This is a genomic window from Agrobacterium burrii, assembly GCF_017313405.1.
In the GTDB taxonomy this organism is placed as follows: domain Bacteria; phylum Pseudomonadota; class Alphaproteobacteria; order Rhizobiales; family Rhizobiaceae; genus Agrobacterium; species Agrobacterium burrii.
Genome location: NZ_JAFLNA010000002.1, coordinates 182,443 through 198,623, shown reverse-complemented (window position 1 = coordinate 198,623; position 16,181 = coordinate 182,443). Strand labels below are relative to the sequence as shown.

Genomic DNA, 16,181 nt, shown 5'->3' with positions numbered 1-16,181 from the left:
GCGTATATTTTTATCGGAGGAAGGAAGCGGCTACCGCTTCCTTCCAATATCATGCCTTCACTTCCTGTCCCTCCGGCTCGTCATCCTCACGCGGAATGCGGAACCACGCGACATAAAGCGCCGGCAGGAAAAGCAGCGTCAGTGCCGTGCCGACCACGATACCGCCCATCATCGCATAGGCCATCGGCCCCCAGAAAATCTCCCGCGAAATGGGGATGAGGGCAAGTGTGGCCGCCGCCGCCGTCAGCATGATCGGCCGCATGCGATGCTCGGTCGCCTCGACGACAGCACGCCATGCTGAGACCCCCTCGCTTCTCAGATGCTCGATCTGCACGACGAGGATGACCGAGTTGCGGATCAGGATGCCGATCAGGGCCAGCACGCCAAGAATGGCGACGAAGCCCATCGGCGCATTGGAGAGAAGCAGCGCCACCACCACGCCGATCAATGCGGTCGGCGCCACGGCGAAGACCAGGAACAGCCTGCTGAAGCTTTGCAGCTGCAGCATCAGGATGGTCGCCATCGCAAACAGCATCAGCGGCACCACGGCAACGATCGGCGCTTGCGAATCCGCGCTGGATTCCACCGAACCACCCGTTTCCAGCTTATAGCCGACGGGAAGCGTTTTCTGGAACGCCTCGATCTTCGGCTTCAGCTGCTCCACGATCGTTGCGGGTTGCGTCGGTCCGATAATGGCGGCCTTGACCGTGATCGTCGGGATCCTGTCACGACGCCAGATAGTCGGCTGTTCCAGTTCGTAGCGGAAGTTGGCGATAGCCGACAGCGGCACGGCCTTGCCGTTGGTCGCCGGCAATTGCAGGTTCTGCAATGTTTCGATGGAGCCGCGCTCCGACATCTGCGCCCGCGCTACCACATTGACGAGATAGATGTCGTCCCTGACCTGCGTGACCGTAGACCCTTCGACAATGCTGTTCATGGCATTGGCAATGTCTTCGGACGAAACACCAAGCTGGCGGGCCTTGTCCTGGAGAACGTCAACCTTGACCACACGGGTCGGCTCGTTCCAGTCCATGACTATGTTGGACAGCAGCTGGTGTTCGCCGACGATGCCCGACAATTGTTGTCCAAGCTCACGAACGTTCTGGATATCAGGACCGCTCAGGCGATATTGCACCGGTTTCCCGACCGGCGGGCCGATATCGAGCAATTTCACGAAGGCGTCGGTGCCTGTGAAGGTCCGGTTCAGGTAATCCTGCAACTCGGCGCGCACCTTGTCGCGCACATCCAGCCCTTTGGTCACGATCACCGTCTGGCCGAAGGTGACGTCAGGCATCTGCACGTCGAAGGACAGGATGAAACGCGGCGCGCCTTCACCGACATAAGTTGTCCAGTGGTCGATGTCCGGGTTCTTCGCCAGCGCCTCCTGCTCGAACTGCGCCATCTGTCGGTTGGTTTCGGCAATCGAGCTGTTCTGCGGCAGGTTCCAGTCAACGATAAGCTCCACGCGGTCGGATGACGGGAAGAACTGCTGCTGCACGAGGCTCATGCCGCCAACGGAAAGACCGAACAGCGCGATGGTGAGGATGATCGTGACCCAGCGCCAGCGCAAAGCCCGGCCGAGAAGCCACGAGAAGGCGGAGGCAAAACGCCCCTTTTTCTCGTGATGCGATTTCATCGTCTTCGGCAATATCGTCACGCCGAGCAGCGGCGTGAACAGGACCGCGACGATCCACGACACCACCAATGAGACGGCGATCACCACGAAGAGGGTAAATGTGAATTCACCCGCCGCGCTGTTGTTGAGGCCGACGGGAATGAAGCCGGCGACGGTGACCAGCGTGCCCGTCAGCATCGGGAAGGCGGTCGAGGTATAAACATAGGTCGCCGCCTTTCTGAGATCGTCTCCGAGTTCAAGACGCGCGACCATCATCTCGACGGCAATCATCGCATCATCGACGAGAAGCCCGAGCGCAATGATGAGGGCTCCGAGAGAGATGCGCTGCAGTGAAATGCCGGTATATTCCATATAAACAAAGGTGATTGCCAGCACGAGCGGGATCGAGACGGCGACCACCATGCCGGCCCTGAGACCGAGGCTGATGAAGCTGATGACGAGAACGATGGCGATCGCTTCGAAGAGCGCCGAAGTGAAGCCCGATACCGCCTCATCAACCACGGCGGGCTGATCGGATACCCGGTGCAGATCGACGCCGATTGGCAGGTCCGCGACGATGCGCTTCATCTGCGCATCCAGCGCCTCGCCGAAATGCACGAGGTTCGCACCGGTTTTCATGCCTATGGCAAGACCGATGGCCGGTTGGCCATTAAAACGGAACAGCGAGGACGGCGGATCGACATAACCGCGCCGGATCGTCGCCACTTCCGTCAGCGGAAAGAACCGGTTGTTGACACGCAGGTTGATGGACCGCAGGCTGTCTTCCGAGGTGAACTGACCGCTGACGCGCAGCGCCACACGCTCAGGGCCGGCATTGACGAAACCGGACTGGGTAACGGCGTTTTGGGATTGCAGCGTCTTGATGATCGACTGCTGATCGATGCCGAGCGCCGCAATCTGCCGCGTGGAAAATTCCAGATAGATCGCCTCGTCCTGCGCGCCGATAACATCCACCTTACCGATATTGTCGACGGTCAGAACTTTTGCGCGGGCATCTTCCACCAGATCGCGCAATTGCCGCTGGCTGAGGCCATCGCTGGTGAAGGCGTAGATATTGCCATACACATCGCCGAAGCGGTCGTTGAAGAACGGACCGACGACGCCCGAGGGGAACTCGCCCTTGATATCACCGATCATGTTGCGCACCCGCACCCATGTCGGTTCAACGTTCCTGGCCTTGGTTTCCGGCACCAGCTCCACGAAGATCGTCGTGCGGCCGGCCACCGTCTGGCTGCGCAGATGGTCGAGATTATCGAGTTCCTCGAGTTTCTTCTCGATCCTGTCGGTCACCTGCCGGGCCACGTCCTCGGCCGAAGCGCCGGGCCATTGCGCACTGATTACCATCGTCTTGATGGTGAAGTTCGGATCTTCCTCACGGCCGAGATTGAGATAGGAGAAAACACCGGCAAGAACGAACACCAGCATGAAGTACCAGACGAGCGAACGGTGTTCGAGCGCCCAGTCGGAAAGATTGAATTTCTTCACTGACGGACCTCCTGATCGATCCTGATGGCTTGCCCATCCTTAAGCTTGTGAACGCCGGCACTGGCAACCCGCTCGCCGGGTTTGACGCCGCCGGTAATGCGCACGCTGCCGCCGTCAACCGGCTCGCCCGCTATCGTAACCGGGCGCAGCGCCACCGTTGCCGTATCGGCGTTGACGATCCAGACGCCCCATCCATTATCGGTTTTCAGCAAGGCTGATGCGGGAAGCGCAATCTGCGGTTCGGATGCGGCAAGCATCGAGGCCGTGACGACGGAGCCCAGCCGGAAGGCCGCGGGCGCATCCTGCAGGCTGATCTTCGTGCGACGCGTGCGCGTCGCCGTTTCGGCCTCAGGGGCGATTTCGCGCACCACGCCGGTGGTGCGGATTTTCGGATCGAGCTGCAGGGCGATCTCAAAGGTCGAGCCGATTTCCAGCCGCTGCGCCGCAAATTGCGGAACATCCACCACCACATCGCGCACTTCCGGGCGGGCGATCGTCACGACCGTCTGACCGGCCGAAACGACCTGGCCGATTTCGCCCGATGTGGCGGTTACCACGCCGTCAAATTCTGCACGCAATTGCGCATAGCCAAGCTGCTCTTCGGCCTTGTCCAGATTTGCCCGCGCCTTGGCAACGGCGGCATTTGCGGTGCGCGTGGCCTGTTCGGCCTCTTCCAGCGCGGCTTCAGTACCGCTGCGGGCCTCGGCCAGCACGCGCTGGCGCTGTTCGGTCGTCACCGCATTGGCTAGCTGCGCTTCAGCATTGGAAAGATCGGACTGCGCGCTCTTCACCGACAGTTCGAGTGCCAGCGGATCGATCGAAGCAACCACATCACCTTTCTTGACCAGATCGGCCACATCGACATTGCGGGCGATGATCCGGCCGAGAACGCGAAAACCGAGATCGGTCTGGATGCGCGATTCCACCGTGCCGGTGAGCCGCAGCGCATCGGGCGACTTCTCTTCCACCACAACGGAGAGTACCGGACGCGGTGCCTCCGCGGCGGCTTCCTGCTTTTCCTGGCAGGACGAGACGGCGACTGCCGCAATGAGCAAAAACAAGCTTCTGTTTATCCTGAACATTATTGTGCCTGCCCCTTTTCATAGGCGACCTTTTCACCGGCCCGCAGAAATTTTGTCCCGACGGTGACGACGATATCGCCGGGGTTGAGCCCGTCCGCGACGACGAATTGGCCGGTCTCGTAGTCGGCGACCTCGATCTGGCGCATGGCGATTTCCGAAGATTGCGGATCGACAATCCAGACGGCAGGAAGACCGTTCTGCGATGTCATCGCCGACCATGGAAGCTCGATGGCATCGACCTGTCTGAAGCGGAAATGGCCGGATACGGGTGCACCGAGCGGCATGGTCAAATCGCCGTTGAGGCCAACCTTGACCCTGATCGTCCCATTGTCCGGATCGATCGTCGGGGAAATCTCCCGCACCGGCGCCGCAACCGTACGGGACGGATCCGACAGGAGGCTGACATTGACGAGATTGTCGATATCACGCTCGAGGAACAGCGATTCGTAGACATCGAAAACCGCATCGCGCGGCCCGTCATGCGCCAGCGTGAAAACAAGCTGCGCAGCCTGCGCCACCTGGCCGACCTCGACATTACGCGCCGTGATCACACCATCCGCATCGGCCCTGAGTTCGGTATAGGAAAGCGCATCGCGGGCCGTATCGAGCTGCGCCTGCGCCGATCTCACCGCGCCCTGCGTGGTGAGCAGGGTTTCCTGGGCCTTGTCGACCGCCGAGCGCGAGGTCACCTGCGTCTTGAACAGGCTCTGCTGGCGATCGAACGTCAGTTGCGCCTGCGTCTGCTGCGCTTCGGCCGATTGCAGATTGGCGAGCGCGACATCGATGTCGGCCTTCTGCTCTTCGGGATCGATACGGGCGAGCAATTGCCCCTTCGTCACCCGCGCACCCACATCCACAAGCCGCTCGGTGATCTTGCCACTGACCCGGAAGGACAGGTCCGTCTGAACCCTTGCCCTCACTTCGCCGGTGATGACGCTGCCGCGATCGACCGGTTTTTTCACCGCCGTGACCACATCGACGGTCCGCAGCGGCTTTTCGGCCGGCGGCTCTTCATTGCTGCAGGACGACAGGGCAAAAACACCGCCGACCGCCAGCGCGATAAGAATGGTTTTCATGGTGACCTCTTGATCTTCGCCCCGTCCTATAATATTTGACTGACTGAATAGTCAATGAAATTCTTATGCCGCCGATCCGGGAACCGTTCGGGCTTAACGCCGGGCTCCCGGATGATTATCGAAGATGTGCCCCGGGGCGTTCTTGGGAGACACCGGGAATAGGCTGAAGAATGAACCACGCACCACCTGCAAAAATCGATTCCGGTTTTTGCGCCGGTGCGATAGGCAGGCCATCAATGACGTCCGCCGCTCACGACGGATAGAAGGGCACGCGCCGAAAATACCTGAGGAGCCGGGGTCATGACGAAAACAAAACTGACACGTGCAGAACAGAAGATACAACGTCCGTTGCAAATTCTCGATGCCGCATTTGAGGAATTCACCAAAAGGGGATTTACGGCAACGCGGGTCGAAGACATTGCCGACCGGGTGGGGGTGACGAAAGGGACGGTCTATGTCTATTTCGAAACCAAGGAGGCACTTTTCGAGGCTGTGGTGAAGCACGCCTCCACGCCGTTCCGGGAGGCGTTCCGGGCCTATGCGCATAAGTCAGACGATCCCGTCGAGGAGCTTCGCCTGCTGCTCGAATTCCTGTTCGACGCACTCGTCGACAACCGAAAAATGCGGGAACTGTTTCGTCTGATCGTCGCCGAAGGCGCAAAATTCCCCGAACTCATCGACCAGCACCATGATACGATGATGGTCCCCGTCTTCGCACGCATCGATGCGATCCTCGAGGAGGGCGTGGCGAAAAAAAGGTTCAGGGCCAATCCTCCCGAACTTGCCAAGGTGGTGATGTCACCCATGGTCGGGACATTGGTTTTCCGGCTGATTTTCGACGACAGACGCATCCTGGACAAGCAGGCCGTGCTGAAGGTCCATCTCGACCTGATCATGCGCGGATTGCTAACTCCATGAGCATTTTCAAAGCCCCTCTCTCAACCGACGCCGCCAATGCAGACATATTTGAGTTCGGTATATTCCTCGACCCCATGGCGTGACCCTTCCCGGCCCAGACCCGACATCTTGACCCCGCCAAACGGCGCTTCAGCAGTGGAAATCGCCCCCGTATTGACGCCGACCATGCCATATTCAAGCGCCTCGGCAACCCGGAACACGCGGGAAAGATCACGGGCATAAAAATAGGATGCAAGGCCGAAATCGGTATTGTTGGCCTGCGCGATCACATCCGCTTCATCCTCGAAACGGAAAAGCGGGGCGAGCGGCCCGAAGGTTTCCTCACGCGCCACCTGCATACCGGCATCGACATTGCGCAGGATCGTCGGCTCGAAAAAATTGCCGCCGAGCGTATGTCTCTTACCGCCGGTGGCGATCTCGGCGCCTTTCGAAAGCGCATCGGCGATATGGGCCTCGACTTTCGCGACGGCGTTGCCGTCGATAAGCGGACCGAGAATGCTTCCCTCCTCCAGCCCGTTGCCGACCTTCAACTGTGAGACGGCCCGCGCGAATTTTTCAGAAAAGGTATCATAGACACCGCTCTGCACATAAAGACGGTTGGCACAAACGCAGGTCTGGCCATTATTGCGGAACTTGGCGATGAGCGCGCCTTCCACGGCCGCATCGAGATCGGCATCGTCAAAGACGATAAACGGCGCGTTGCCGCCGAGTTCCAGCCCCAGTTTCTTGATGGTCGGCGCACATTGCCGGTAAAGATGTTCTCCCGTGTGCGTCGAGCCGGTGAACGTCAGAAGACGAATATCCGGGTTTGCCGTCAGCACGCCGCCGATTTCCGCGGCAGGGCCAGTGAGAATGCTGAAAAGCTCTAGCGGCAGGCCGGCGCGCTCGGCGAGAATGGCAAGCGCGATGGCTGAAAACGGCGTCTGCGGCGCGGGTTTCAGCACCACCGCACAGCCGGCGGCCAGCGCCGGGCCGACCTTGCGGGTGATCATGGCATTGGGAAAATTCCACGGCGTGATGGCCGCAACGACACCGACCGGCTGGCGAAGAACGAGGATGCGTTTGTCGGCCTGGTGACCAGGCACCGTCTCGCCATTGATGCGGCGCGCCTCTTCGGCGAACCATTCGATGAAGCTGGCGCCATAGGCGATTTCGCCTTTGGCCTCGGCAAGCGGCTTTCCCTGTTCCAGCGTCAGGATCATGCCGAGATCGTCCCGGTTTTCCATGACAAGCCGATACCAGTCTTTCAGGATAGTCGCGCGCTCGCCGGCGGTGCGGCGCGCCCATGCCTTCTGGGCGATCACGGCCACGGCGATAGCGTCCTGCGTTTCCCCAGCACCAAGTTCGGGAACCCGCCCAACAACCTCGCCCGTAGCGGGATTATGGATCGTCGCCGTTTCACGGCCATCGCAGCCGATCCAGCGGCCGGCCACCGGCACTTTTTCACCAAAGAGCGTGGGATCATTCAGATGCATGGCCCATCCCTCAACAGAAAACCTGCGCCGACGCCGGGTCGAAGGCAAGATGCACGAGATCGCCACGGCTCAGTCCGGAAATCGCGTCGTGGCCGAAGGGCAGCCGCACGGCAAGCGGTTCACCTGAACCGGTATAGGCAACAACATGGACGTTGTTGCCAAGGAAGGTGATGTCGCTGACCGTGGCCTGAAAACCGGCGGAGGAACCCGGCCGGTTACGGCTGAGTTGCAGGCGTTCCGGGCGCAGCATCAGCGCCGCTTTCTTGCCGGGCGCGGCCTCGCCATGCATCGGAATATGATCGAAGACGATATCCTGTCCCAGCGAAACCGTTGCCTTGCCACCCGATGCGGCGAGGAGATCGCAGGCGATGAAATCGCTGTCGCCGATGAATTCCGCCACGAAACGGGTGGTGGGGTGGGCATAAAGCTCCGGCCCCGTGCCGATCTGGTCGATCACCCCTTTCGAAAACACGGCGATCCGGTCGGAAAGGCGCAACGCCTCTTCCTGATCGTGGGTGACGTAGAGGATCGTCACTTCCGTCTGCTGGTGAATACGGCGGATTTCGAACTGGATTTCCTCGCGCAGCTTCTTGTCGAGCGCCGAGAGCGGCTCATCCATCAGAAGAACCGGCGGATCATAGGCAAGGGCGCGCGCCAGCGCCACGCGCTGCTGCTGACCACCGGACATCTGCGCGGGCTTCCGGTCCTCGAAACCTTCGAGACGAACGAGCCGCAGCATCTCCTTCACCTTGGCATCGATCTCCGCCTTGCTCTTGCGGCGGACCTTCAGCGGAAAGGCGATGTTCTCACCGACCGACAGATGCGGAAACAGGGTATAACGCTGGAAGACCATGCCGATATTGCGTTTGTGCGACGGCGTCGACAGCAGGCTTTCACCGTTCAGCAGGATGTCGCCCGCCGTCGGCTGCTCGAAGCCGGCGAGAATATAAAGCGTTGTACTCTTGCCCGAACCGGATGGTCCGAGAAACGTCATGAACTCCCCCGGCTGCACGTCGAGATTGACGTCCTGAACGGCGACGACCGGTCCGTATTGCTTAGCGATACCGCGAATTTGCAGGAGCGGTTTGGTCATGTTTTCAGTCCTTTTCGCACAGCCGCGACAAGCAGCATGAGAATGATGGTCACCGCGATGAGAAGCGTGGAGGCGGCGGCGATGACAGGCGTCAGATCCTGACGCAGCGTCGCCCAGATTTTTACCGGCAGCGTCTGCAATGTCGGGCTTGCCATGAAGATCGCCAGCACCACCTCATCCCAGGAGGTGAGGAAGGAGAAGATCGCCGCCGAAAACAGGCCGTGGCTGATGGCGGGCAACGTGATGCGGATTTTCGCCTGTAACGGGCTTGCACCGCACAGCACTGCCGCATCCTCTATCGACTTGTCGAAACCTTCGAGCGCACCGGTCAGCGCCAGAATGGAAAAGGGCAGCGCCACGACGAGATGGGCGATGACGAAACCGGTGGTGGTGCCCGCAAGGCCGAGTTTCAGGAAAAAGGCGTAGAGCGCCACGGCAAGCACGACGACCGGCAGGATCATCGGTGTCATGAACAGCGCCCGCAGCGTGCCGCGCCCGATGAAACGGCCGCGCACCAGCCCGAAGGAGGCGACAAGACCGATGAGCACGGAAAGCACCGTGACCATGAGAGCGATGCGCAGGCTCGTCCAGGCGGCATCCAGCCAGCGTGGATCGGCAAAGAAATCCGCGTACCATTTCAGTGTCCAGCCGGGCGGCGGAAAAATCAGCCATTGCGACGAGCCGAAGGACAGCGCGGCGATGAAGACGATCGGGAGGATCAGAAATGCCGAGGTCAGCACGGTGATGAGAAGCAGCAGCCATTTCCAGAGGCCGAGGCTGTTATAGTTCAAAAGCATGTCAGCGCCCCCCTGCCCCGGCCGCGCCGAAGAATTTCAGCTGCACGGCGTAGAGAGTAAGTGTCACCACCAGCAGCACCAGCGCCGCCGCCCCGCCCATGCCCCAGTTGACGAGCGACTGCACGAATTGCGCGATGAGTTCGGCCAGCATCATGTTCGCCGTGCCGCCGAGCAGCGCCGGGGTGACGAAATAACCGAGCGACATGACGAAGACCATCAGCGCGCCGGAGATCATACCGGGGGATGCGAGCGGAATGAGAACGCGGGTCAGCGCCTGCCAGCGGGTTGCACCGCAGAGCGACGCCGCCTGCAGGATGGCCGGGTCGATCTTGCGGATGACGCCGTAGAGCGGAATGATGATGAAAGGCAGCATGATATAGGTCATGCCGATGGTAACCCCGGTGAGATTGTTGACCAGCGGCAGAGGCTGATCGATGATGCCAAGGCCCATCAGTGTCTTGTTGACCACGCCGGTACGCTGCAACAGCACCATCCAGGCATAGGTGCGCGCCAGCAGGTTGGTCCACATCGACAGCAGCAATATTGCGAAAACGATGGAGGCAAGCCGCGCAGGCATGATGGCGAGCGCCCAGGCAACGGGAAAGCCGATCACCAGCGACACCACTGTTACCAGCGCCGATACAGCGAAAGTGTTGAAGAAAATCTTCAGATAGGTGGAACTGCCCAGCAGTGCCGCATAGTTGCCAAAGCCGAAGACGGGTTCGGTAACGCTGCGCGACAGCAGGATCAGAACCGGAACGACAAAGAACAGGACAAGCAGAACCAGCGCCGGCAGGGTGGCGGCAAAATTGCCGGGCCGGAAGGGCATTCGCGCCCTCGCCTGCGTGCTGACTGTTTCATCGGTTAGCGAGACCATGTCCAAACCTCCCCGGACGCGGAAAATCGCGCGGGCGTTTCGCTGCCCGCGCCGTTATCTTATTTCGCCTGCCAGGCGTACCAACGCTCGCCGATTTCATCGCGGTGCTGCGCCCAGTAGCCCATATCGGCATCGACCTGGCTTGCGGTCTGCTGGTCCGGCAGGGTTTTCGCCGTTTCCGGATCCATCAGCTTGGCGGATTCGATGTTAACAGGAGCGTAGCCCGTCGCGGTCGCCATATCCGCCTGCGCCTGCGCGGAGGTGGCGAGTGCGATGAACTTCATCGCCGCATCCTTGTTCTTCGTTCCCTTGGGCACGACGAGGGAATCCGCTGCGGTGATGTTCTGTTCCCAGGAGGTCTCCACCTTCACGCCGCTCTTCTCGAGCGCCGTCATGCGGCCGTTCCAGACGCTGCCGAAGGGCGCTTCCGCCGATGCGATCAGCTGCTGCGACTGCGCCCCACCAGACCACCAGATGATATCGGATTTGATCGTATCGAGCTTCTTGAAAGCGCGGTCGAGATCAAGCGGATAAAGCTTGTCGGCGGCCACACCATCGGCCAGAAGCGCAGCTTCGATCACGCCCGGTGCGGACCACTTGTAGAAGGTGCGCTTGCCGGGAAATTTAGCCGTATCGAACAGATCGGCCCAGCTCTTGGGGCAGGCAGCCACGGCATCGACATTGCAGCCGATGACGAAGGAATAATAAAAGCTGCCGACGGAATAGTCCGTCACGAAACGCGGATCGAGCTTCGTCTTGTCGATGACGGCGAAATCGAGCTTCTCCAGCAGCCCTTTCGGTCCGGCCTGCGCGGCATAGTCACCCTCGACATCGACCACATCCCATGTCACGCCGTTTGCCTCGACCATGGCCTTCAGCTTGCCATAGTCGGTCGGGCCGTCCTGAAGCACGTTGATGCCGCTCGACACCATGAATTTTTCGGCCCAGGCCGCCTTCTGGGCGTCCTGCGTGGTTCCTCCCCAGCTGGAAAAAACCAGATCATTCGCCTGTGCGGCTGCACCGAGGGCGAAAAGTGCTGCGCATGTCGTCAATACCAGTTTCGATCTCATGTTCCCTTACTCCGTTTTAGAGCTTGTCGTTGGCATGCACGTCGCGACCGGCGGCTTTCACTTGAGCGGTGAAAAACGCGCCGGCTTCATGATCTTGTTTTCGGCGACTTCGATGAGGTCGCGGATTTTCGGCAGGAAGGATAACCAGCGCGGATCTGCCATCAGCTTTGCGCGCCGCTCCTCACGGTCATCCAGACTGGAAAAGGCCCAGATATGGACGATCTCGTTGATCGGGCCGATCTCGGAGGAAAAGTAACCCACCAGTTCGCCGAGATGACTCTTCTGGATTTCGATACCCTCTTCCTCCACGACCTTGAGATAGGCCGGGATGGCGCCGTTCTTCAGCCTGTAGGTGCGCATCTCGTAAAACATCGGCTCACCGCATCACGAAAGGATCGGGGATAGGGTCGTCAGAGGTGCGCAGCCATATGGTCTTGGTGCGCGTGTAATCGAGCGCCGCCGCAAGCCCGCCTTCGCGTCCATCACCCGAGAGGCCAAAGCCACCGAAAGGCGCGATCGGTGAGACGGCGCGATAGGTGTTTACCCAGACGATGCCGGCACGGATCGCCTTCATCAGCCGGTGTGCACGCGTCAGGTTCTGCGTGAAGACGCCGGAGGCGAGGCCATAAACCGTGTCATTGGCCAACGCGATCGCTTCCGCCTCGGTCTCGAAAGAAACAACCGAAAGAACGGGACCGAAAAATTCCTTTTCCATGGAGGGTGAACGGATGCCGTCGCAATCGAGAATGGTCGGTCGATAGAAATAGCCGTCGCCATCAACAGACGCGCCGCCCGTCACCACTTTCGCACCGGCATCCACGGAGGCGGAAACCAGCGAGACGATGTGCTTGCGCTGGCGCTCCGTCGCCAATGGCCCCACTTCCGTCGCCATATCCAGCGGCGAACCGATGCGGATCGCCTCGGCCTTCGCTGCCAAAATCTCGAGGAAACGGTCCTTGACGGTTTTTTCGATAATCAGGCGCGATCCGGCAACGCAGCTCTGGCCGGTCGCAGCAAAAATGCCTGCCACCTGCGCATTGGCGGCGCTCTCAAGATCGGCATCGGCGAAAACGAGGATCGGCGACTTGCCGCCGAGTTCCAGCGAGGTGGAGGTAAGGTTTTCAGCCGAATTGCGGACGATATGGCGCGCCGTTTCCGGACCGCCGGTAAAGGCGATATGGGCCACCTTCGGATGGGTGGTGAGCGCATTGCCGCAGGACGCGCCAAAACCGGTGACGATATTGACGACGCCGGCGGGAAAACCGGCCTCATGCACCAGCCGGGCAAATTCCAGCAGCGGTGCCGGCCCATCTTCCGATGCCTTGATGACGATGGTGCAGCCGGCGGCGAGTGCAGGACCGATCTTGACGGCGGCCAGAAACAGCTGGCTGTTCCACGGCACGATGGCGGCCACCACACCAACGGGTTCGCGCCGCAGCCAGACATCCATATCCGGCTTGTCGATCGGCAGATAGGCGCCCTCGATCTTGTCGGCCAACCCGGCATAATAGCGGTAATAGTCCGCGACATAGGCAATCTGCGCCGAGGTCTCGCGGATGATCTTGCCGGTATCGCGGGTTTCGAGTTCGGCCAGCGTCCTGGCATTCTCTGCAACCAGATCGGCCAGCCGGTAGAGCAGCTTGCCGCGCTGTGTGGCCGTCAGTTTCGACCAGGCGGCGTCTTCATAAAGCGCCCGATGCGCAGCATTAACCGCGCGGCCGACATCCGCCTCCCGGCTTTCCGGCATTTCAGCCCAAGGCTGACCGCTTGCGGGATCAAGGCTTGGAAAGCTCGCTTCGCCATCCTCGAAATGTCCGTCGATATAGCACTGAAAACGGCGCATCGCTTACTCCTTGAAAGCCGGCATGACATCGGAAAGGAAGCGCTCCAGCGAGGCCTTCTTGCGCTCGAAGCTCATGCCGGTATCGATCCAGAAAGAATATTCGTCGTAACCCATCGCCTCATAGGCTTTGAGCCGGGTAATGACCTCATCGGCACCGCCGACGACATTGTTCTTGCGCATGACATCGCCGGAAAGCATGGCGTTCCCGGCAATATCCTCCGGCGCAATGCGCTCGATCAGCCCCTGATGAACCGGCTTCTCGTTTTTGAACCAGGCGAAGAAGTAATTGTAATAAACGCTCATCTCATGGGCCGCCTGCGCGATATCGGCTTCATCGGAACCGACATAGGTATGGCGCAGCAGCATGATTTTCGGCCGCTGTTTTTCCGGGTTTTTGGCGCAGGCGTCGTTGAAGCGGCCCATCAGGGTTTCCACCTCGTCATCGCCCTGCCAGAGCGGCGTCACCTGCACGTTGCAATCATTGGCGACCGCGAATTCATGCGAATTCGGATCGCGCGCCGCCACCCAGATCGGCGGGAAGGGCTGCTGCAACGGTTTAGGGGCGGAGGTCGTGGCCGGAAATTTGAAGAACTCGCCATCATGGGCATAATCGCCCGCCCAGACACCCTTGATGGCAGGGATCAATTCACGCATCCGCTGGCCCGCACCCCAGGCATCGAGGCCGGGAAGCAGCCGCTCGTACTCGAATGAATAGGCGCCGCGTGCGATGCCGATATCGAGACGGCCATCGCAAATGAGGTCCGTCATCGCCGCTTCGCCGGCAAGTTTGATCGGATGCCAGAAGGGCGCGATCACCGTTCCCGTGCCAAGACGCGCCGTCTTCGTGCGCCGCGCCAGATCGGCGATGGTCACGAAGGGATTGGGAGCAATGGTGAAATCCATGCCGTGATGTTCACCGGTCCAGATGGCATGCATGCCACCGCGATCGGCGATTTCGCAGAGCGTCACGAACTCCTCGTAGAGCGTCTTGTGGTCCTGCGAGGCGTCCAGCCGTTCCATGTGGACGAAGAGGGAAAATTTCATGGGTTTGCCGCCTTCATGGAAATGGGATGGACCTTGCCGGCGGTCTCGTTACCGACATAGACGCCGAAATTGCCGATCGAGCTTTCCAGCACGAAACGATTGACGATATCCGCCGTTGCGGTGGAATCAAATTTTGCGGAGCCGAGCGCACCGGGCGACAGGAACCGCCCCTGACGCGGCGCATCGTCGCCATCGGCAAGCGCGTGGTAAACGATGTGCTGGCGGCCATCCGCCTTGTTTTCGTAGACCGAATAGAGAAAGCCGGTTTTGACGGCGAGGCCCGTCAATTCCTCCAGCCGCAACGTCAACGCCGCAACCGGATCGCCGCCTGAAACGACGCAACCGGGCAGCGACAGAACATCGTCGCCAACGAGGTAAATCTCGCCACGTCGTTCCAGAACCGCGCCAACGGCGATCTCACCCTCCGCCGCCGCCGAGACCGCCTTTGCGGCCAGCATCGGCGTGAAATAACCGCCGCGTGCATAACCGAGACCGTTCAGGCCGCTATTTTCGAAGGCGGTAACACGACCGAGCAAAATGACATGGTCGCCCGCCTCGATAACCTCCTGCATCGAACATTCGAACCAGGCCGCGACATCGGCAAAGACCGGCGAAGCCTGCGGTGCATCCGACCAGGGCGCAGCGGCGAAACGGTCTTCCACCGGTCGGGCGAAGGTGTTGGAAAGGTCTTTTTGGTTTTCCGACAGAATATTGACGGCAAAGTTTTTCGCGCCGGTCATCGTCGCGAAATTGCGCGAGGTACGGGCGAGGCAGATCAACAGCAGCGGCGGATCGAGCGACACGGAGGTGAAGGAATTCGCGGTGAAGCCGATGGGGTTTCCCGCATCATCCCGCGTTGTCACGATCGTGACGCCGGTTACGAAAGCGCCGAATGCGTCGCGCAAAGCGCGCGGATCAAGGGTTGCAACAGTCATTGCGGCTCCTCCTCTTCAGCCAGCCATTCGGCCATCAATGCATTGACAGTCTCAGGTGCGGTCAGATTGACCATATGCCGGTGGGCATCGACGATGCGAGCGTAACCGCGCGGCGTGATCGCCGCCATCTGCTCGGCCATCAAAGGCGTCGAATTCGGATCATCCGAGCCGGTTAGAAAAAGCGCGGGGCAGGTGACCGAGGGCCAGCGATCCGCATAGGTCTCGTCCCCACCCGCAAAGGCCGTATAGGCGACCGCGTAACCTTCCGGATCGACCATATCCAGCCAGCCCCGCGTCAATTCCCGCGCGTGCAGGCTTTTGGGATCGTCGCCGAACCAGCGAAGCAAGGGGCCTTCCTTGTCCACGCCGGTGGTGCGGATCGATGCCGCGCGTGCAAGAACCGCAGCCTTCGCCACCGGATCGCGGCGATAAACACCGTTCAGATAACCGACGCGTGCAATGCGATCGCCGAAGGTCGCAGCGGCCCCGCCGGAAATCAGCGCACCCATGGAATGCCCGGCAACATTGGCACGCGTAATCCGCATATCGTCAAGAAACCGGCCGAACCAGCCGACGAAATCCGTAAGCGTGCTACCGGCGGGCAGACGCTCGCTCCCGCCATGCCCCGGCATATCGACGGCGATGACGCGGTGCGTTCTGGAAAACACCTCGATCTGCGGTTCCCACGCTTCGAGCCGCATTCCCACACCGTGGATGAGGATCAGATCCGCACCGGCACCGGCCTCGAAATAGGCCGCCCCGCGCTCGGTCGTCTTGCGGGGGAGCGCGGCAGCACCTGCCTTTGCAACATTGATCGATGATGTGGTTGCCGCCTCCTGCATTTGCATAA

14 protein-coding genes are annotated in these 16,181 nt (G+C 60.4%); 1 reads left to right on the top strand and 13 read right to left on the bottom strand.

Translation table 11 applies throughout. The annotated features are described in order from the left end of the window. Window positions 1-49: 49 nt before the first annotated feature. Genes JZX89_RS04435 through JZX89_RS04425 form a run of 3 tightly spaced genes read right to left on the bottom strand, consistent with a single transcriptional unit; the run spans window position 50 to window position 5,279 of the window. Window positions 50-3,121, bottom strand: a complete 3,072-nt coding sequence (locus JZX89_RS04435; protein ID WP_207133226.1) for an efflux RND transporter permease subunit — start codon at window positions 3,119-3,121, stop codon at window positions 50-52. Beyond that, window positions 3,118-4,203 (bottom strand): efflux RND transporter periplasmic adaptor subunit, encoded by a 1,086-nt coding sequence (locus JZX89_RS04430; protein WP_207133225.1) that lies wholly within the window; start codon window positions 4,201-4,203, stop codon window positions 3,118-3,120. Before JZX89_RS04430 ends, JZX89_RS04435 begins: the two co-directional genes overlap by 4 nt. Further along, the gene (locus JZX89_RS04425; protein WP_149899563.1) at window positions 4,203-5,279 is read right to left on the bottom strand and encodes an efflux RND transporter periplasmic adaptor subunit; all 1,077 of its coding nucleotides are present in this window, start codon (window positions 5,277-5,279) and stop codon (window positions 4,203-4,205) included. Before JZX89_RS04425 ends, JZX89_RS04430 begins: the two co-directional genes overlap by 1 nt. A gap of 300 nt (window positions 5,280-5,579) precedes the next feature. On the opposite strand from JZX89_RS04425, the gene JZX89_RS04420 reads away from it, so the two are divergent. Further along, the gene (locus JZX89_RS04420) at window positions 5,580-6,197 is read left to right on the top strand and encodes a TetR/AcrR family transcriptional regulator (protein ID WP_207133224.1); all 618 of its coding nucleotides are present in this window, start codon (window positions 5,580-5,582) and stop codon (window positions 6,195-6,197) included. A 20-nt stretch (window positions 6,198-6,217) separates the two neighbouring features. Here JZX89_RS04420 and JZX89_RS04415 read toward each other — a convergent pair whose 3' ends face one another. From JZX89_RS04415 to JZX89_RS04370, 10 genes are all read right to left on the bottom strand, one after another. Beyond that, window positions 6,218-7,672 carry an NAD-dependent succinate-semialdehyde dehydrogenase gene (locus JZX89_RS04415; protein ID WP_207133223.1) on the bottom strand — a complete coding sequence of 485 codons (1,455 nt, stop codon included), beginning with the start codon at window positions 7,670-7,672 and terminating at the stop codon, window positions 6,218-6,220. A 10-nt stretch (window positions 7,673-7,682) separates the two neighbouring features. Continuing rightward, complete coding sequence (locus JZX89_RS04410; RefSeq protein ID WP_207133222.1) at window positions 7,683-8,765, bottom strand: ABC transporter ATP-binding protein; 1,083 nt, start codon at window positions 8,763-8,765, stop codon at window positions 7,683-7,685. Further along, window positions 8,762-9,562, bottom strand: coding sequence for an ABC transporter permease (locus tag JZX89_RS04405; RefSeq protein WP_153514380.1), 801 nt, complete (start codon window positions 9,560-9,562; stop codon window positions 8,762-8,764). The genes JZX89_RS04410 and JZX89_RS04405 overlap by 4 nt, the downstream gene beginning before the upstream one ends. 1 nt (window position 9,563) lies before the next feature. Continuing rightward, the gene (locus tag JZX89_RS04400; RefSeq protein ID WP_246746670.1) at window positions 9,564-10,391 is read right to left on the bottom strand and encodes an ABC transporter permease; all 828 of its coding nucleotides are present in this window, start codon (window positions 10,389-10,391) and stop codon (window positions 9,564-9,566) included. 107 nt (window positions 10,392-10,498) lie between these two features. Further along, the gene (locus JZX89_RS04395) at window positions 10,499-11,509 is read right to left on the bottom strand and encodes a polyamine ABC transporter substrate-binding protein (RefSeq protein ID WP_207133220.1); all 1,011 of its coding nucleotides are present in this window, start codon (window positions 11,507-11,509) and stop codon (window positions 10,499-10,501) included. Window positions 11,510-11,566: 57 nt separating this feature from the next. After that, window positions 11,567-11,881 carry an NIPSNAP family protein gene (locus tag JZX89_RS04390; RefSeq protein WP_207133219.1) on the bottom strand — a complete coding sequence of 105 codons (315 nt, stop codon included), beginning with the start codon at window positions 11,879-11,881 and terminating at the stop codon, window positions 11,567-11,569. 4 nt (window positions 11,882-11,885) lie between these two features. Continuing rightward, window positions 11,886-13,352, bottom strand: coding sequence for an aldehyde dehydrogenase (locus JZX89_RS04385; RefSeq protein ID WP_207133218.1), 1,467 nt, complete (start codon window positions 13,350-13,352; stop codon window positions 11,886-11,888). Window positions 13,353-13,355: 3 nt separating this feature from the next. Further along, on the bottom strand, window positions 13,356-14,396 hold the full coding sequence (locus tag JZX89_RS04380) for an LLM class flavin-dependent oxidoreductase (protein ID WP_207133217.1): 1,041 nt from the start codon (window positions 14,394-14,396) through the stop codon (window positions 13,356-13,358). After that, on the bottom strand, window positions 14,393-15,331 hold the full coding sequence (locus tag JZX89_RS04375; RefSeq protein ID WP_207133216.1) for a flavin reductase family protein: 939 nt from the start codon (window positions 15,329-15,331) through the stop codon (window positions 14,393-14,395). The genes JZX89_RS04380 and JZX89_RS04375 overlap by 4 nt, the downstream gene beginning before the upstream one ends. Next, on the bottom strand, window positions 15,328-16,173 hold the full coding sequence (locus JZX89_RS04370; protein ID WP_207133215.1) for an alpha/beta fold hydrolase: 846 nt from the start codon (window positions 16,171-16,173) through the stop codon (window positions 15,328-15,330). The genes JZX89_RS04375 and JZX89_RS04370 overlap by 4 nt, the downstream gene beginning before the upstream one ends. Between the last annotated feature and the right edge of the window lie 8 nt (window positions 16,174-16,181).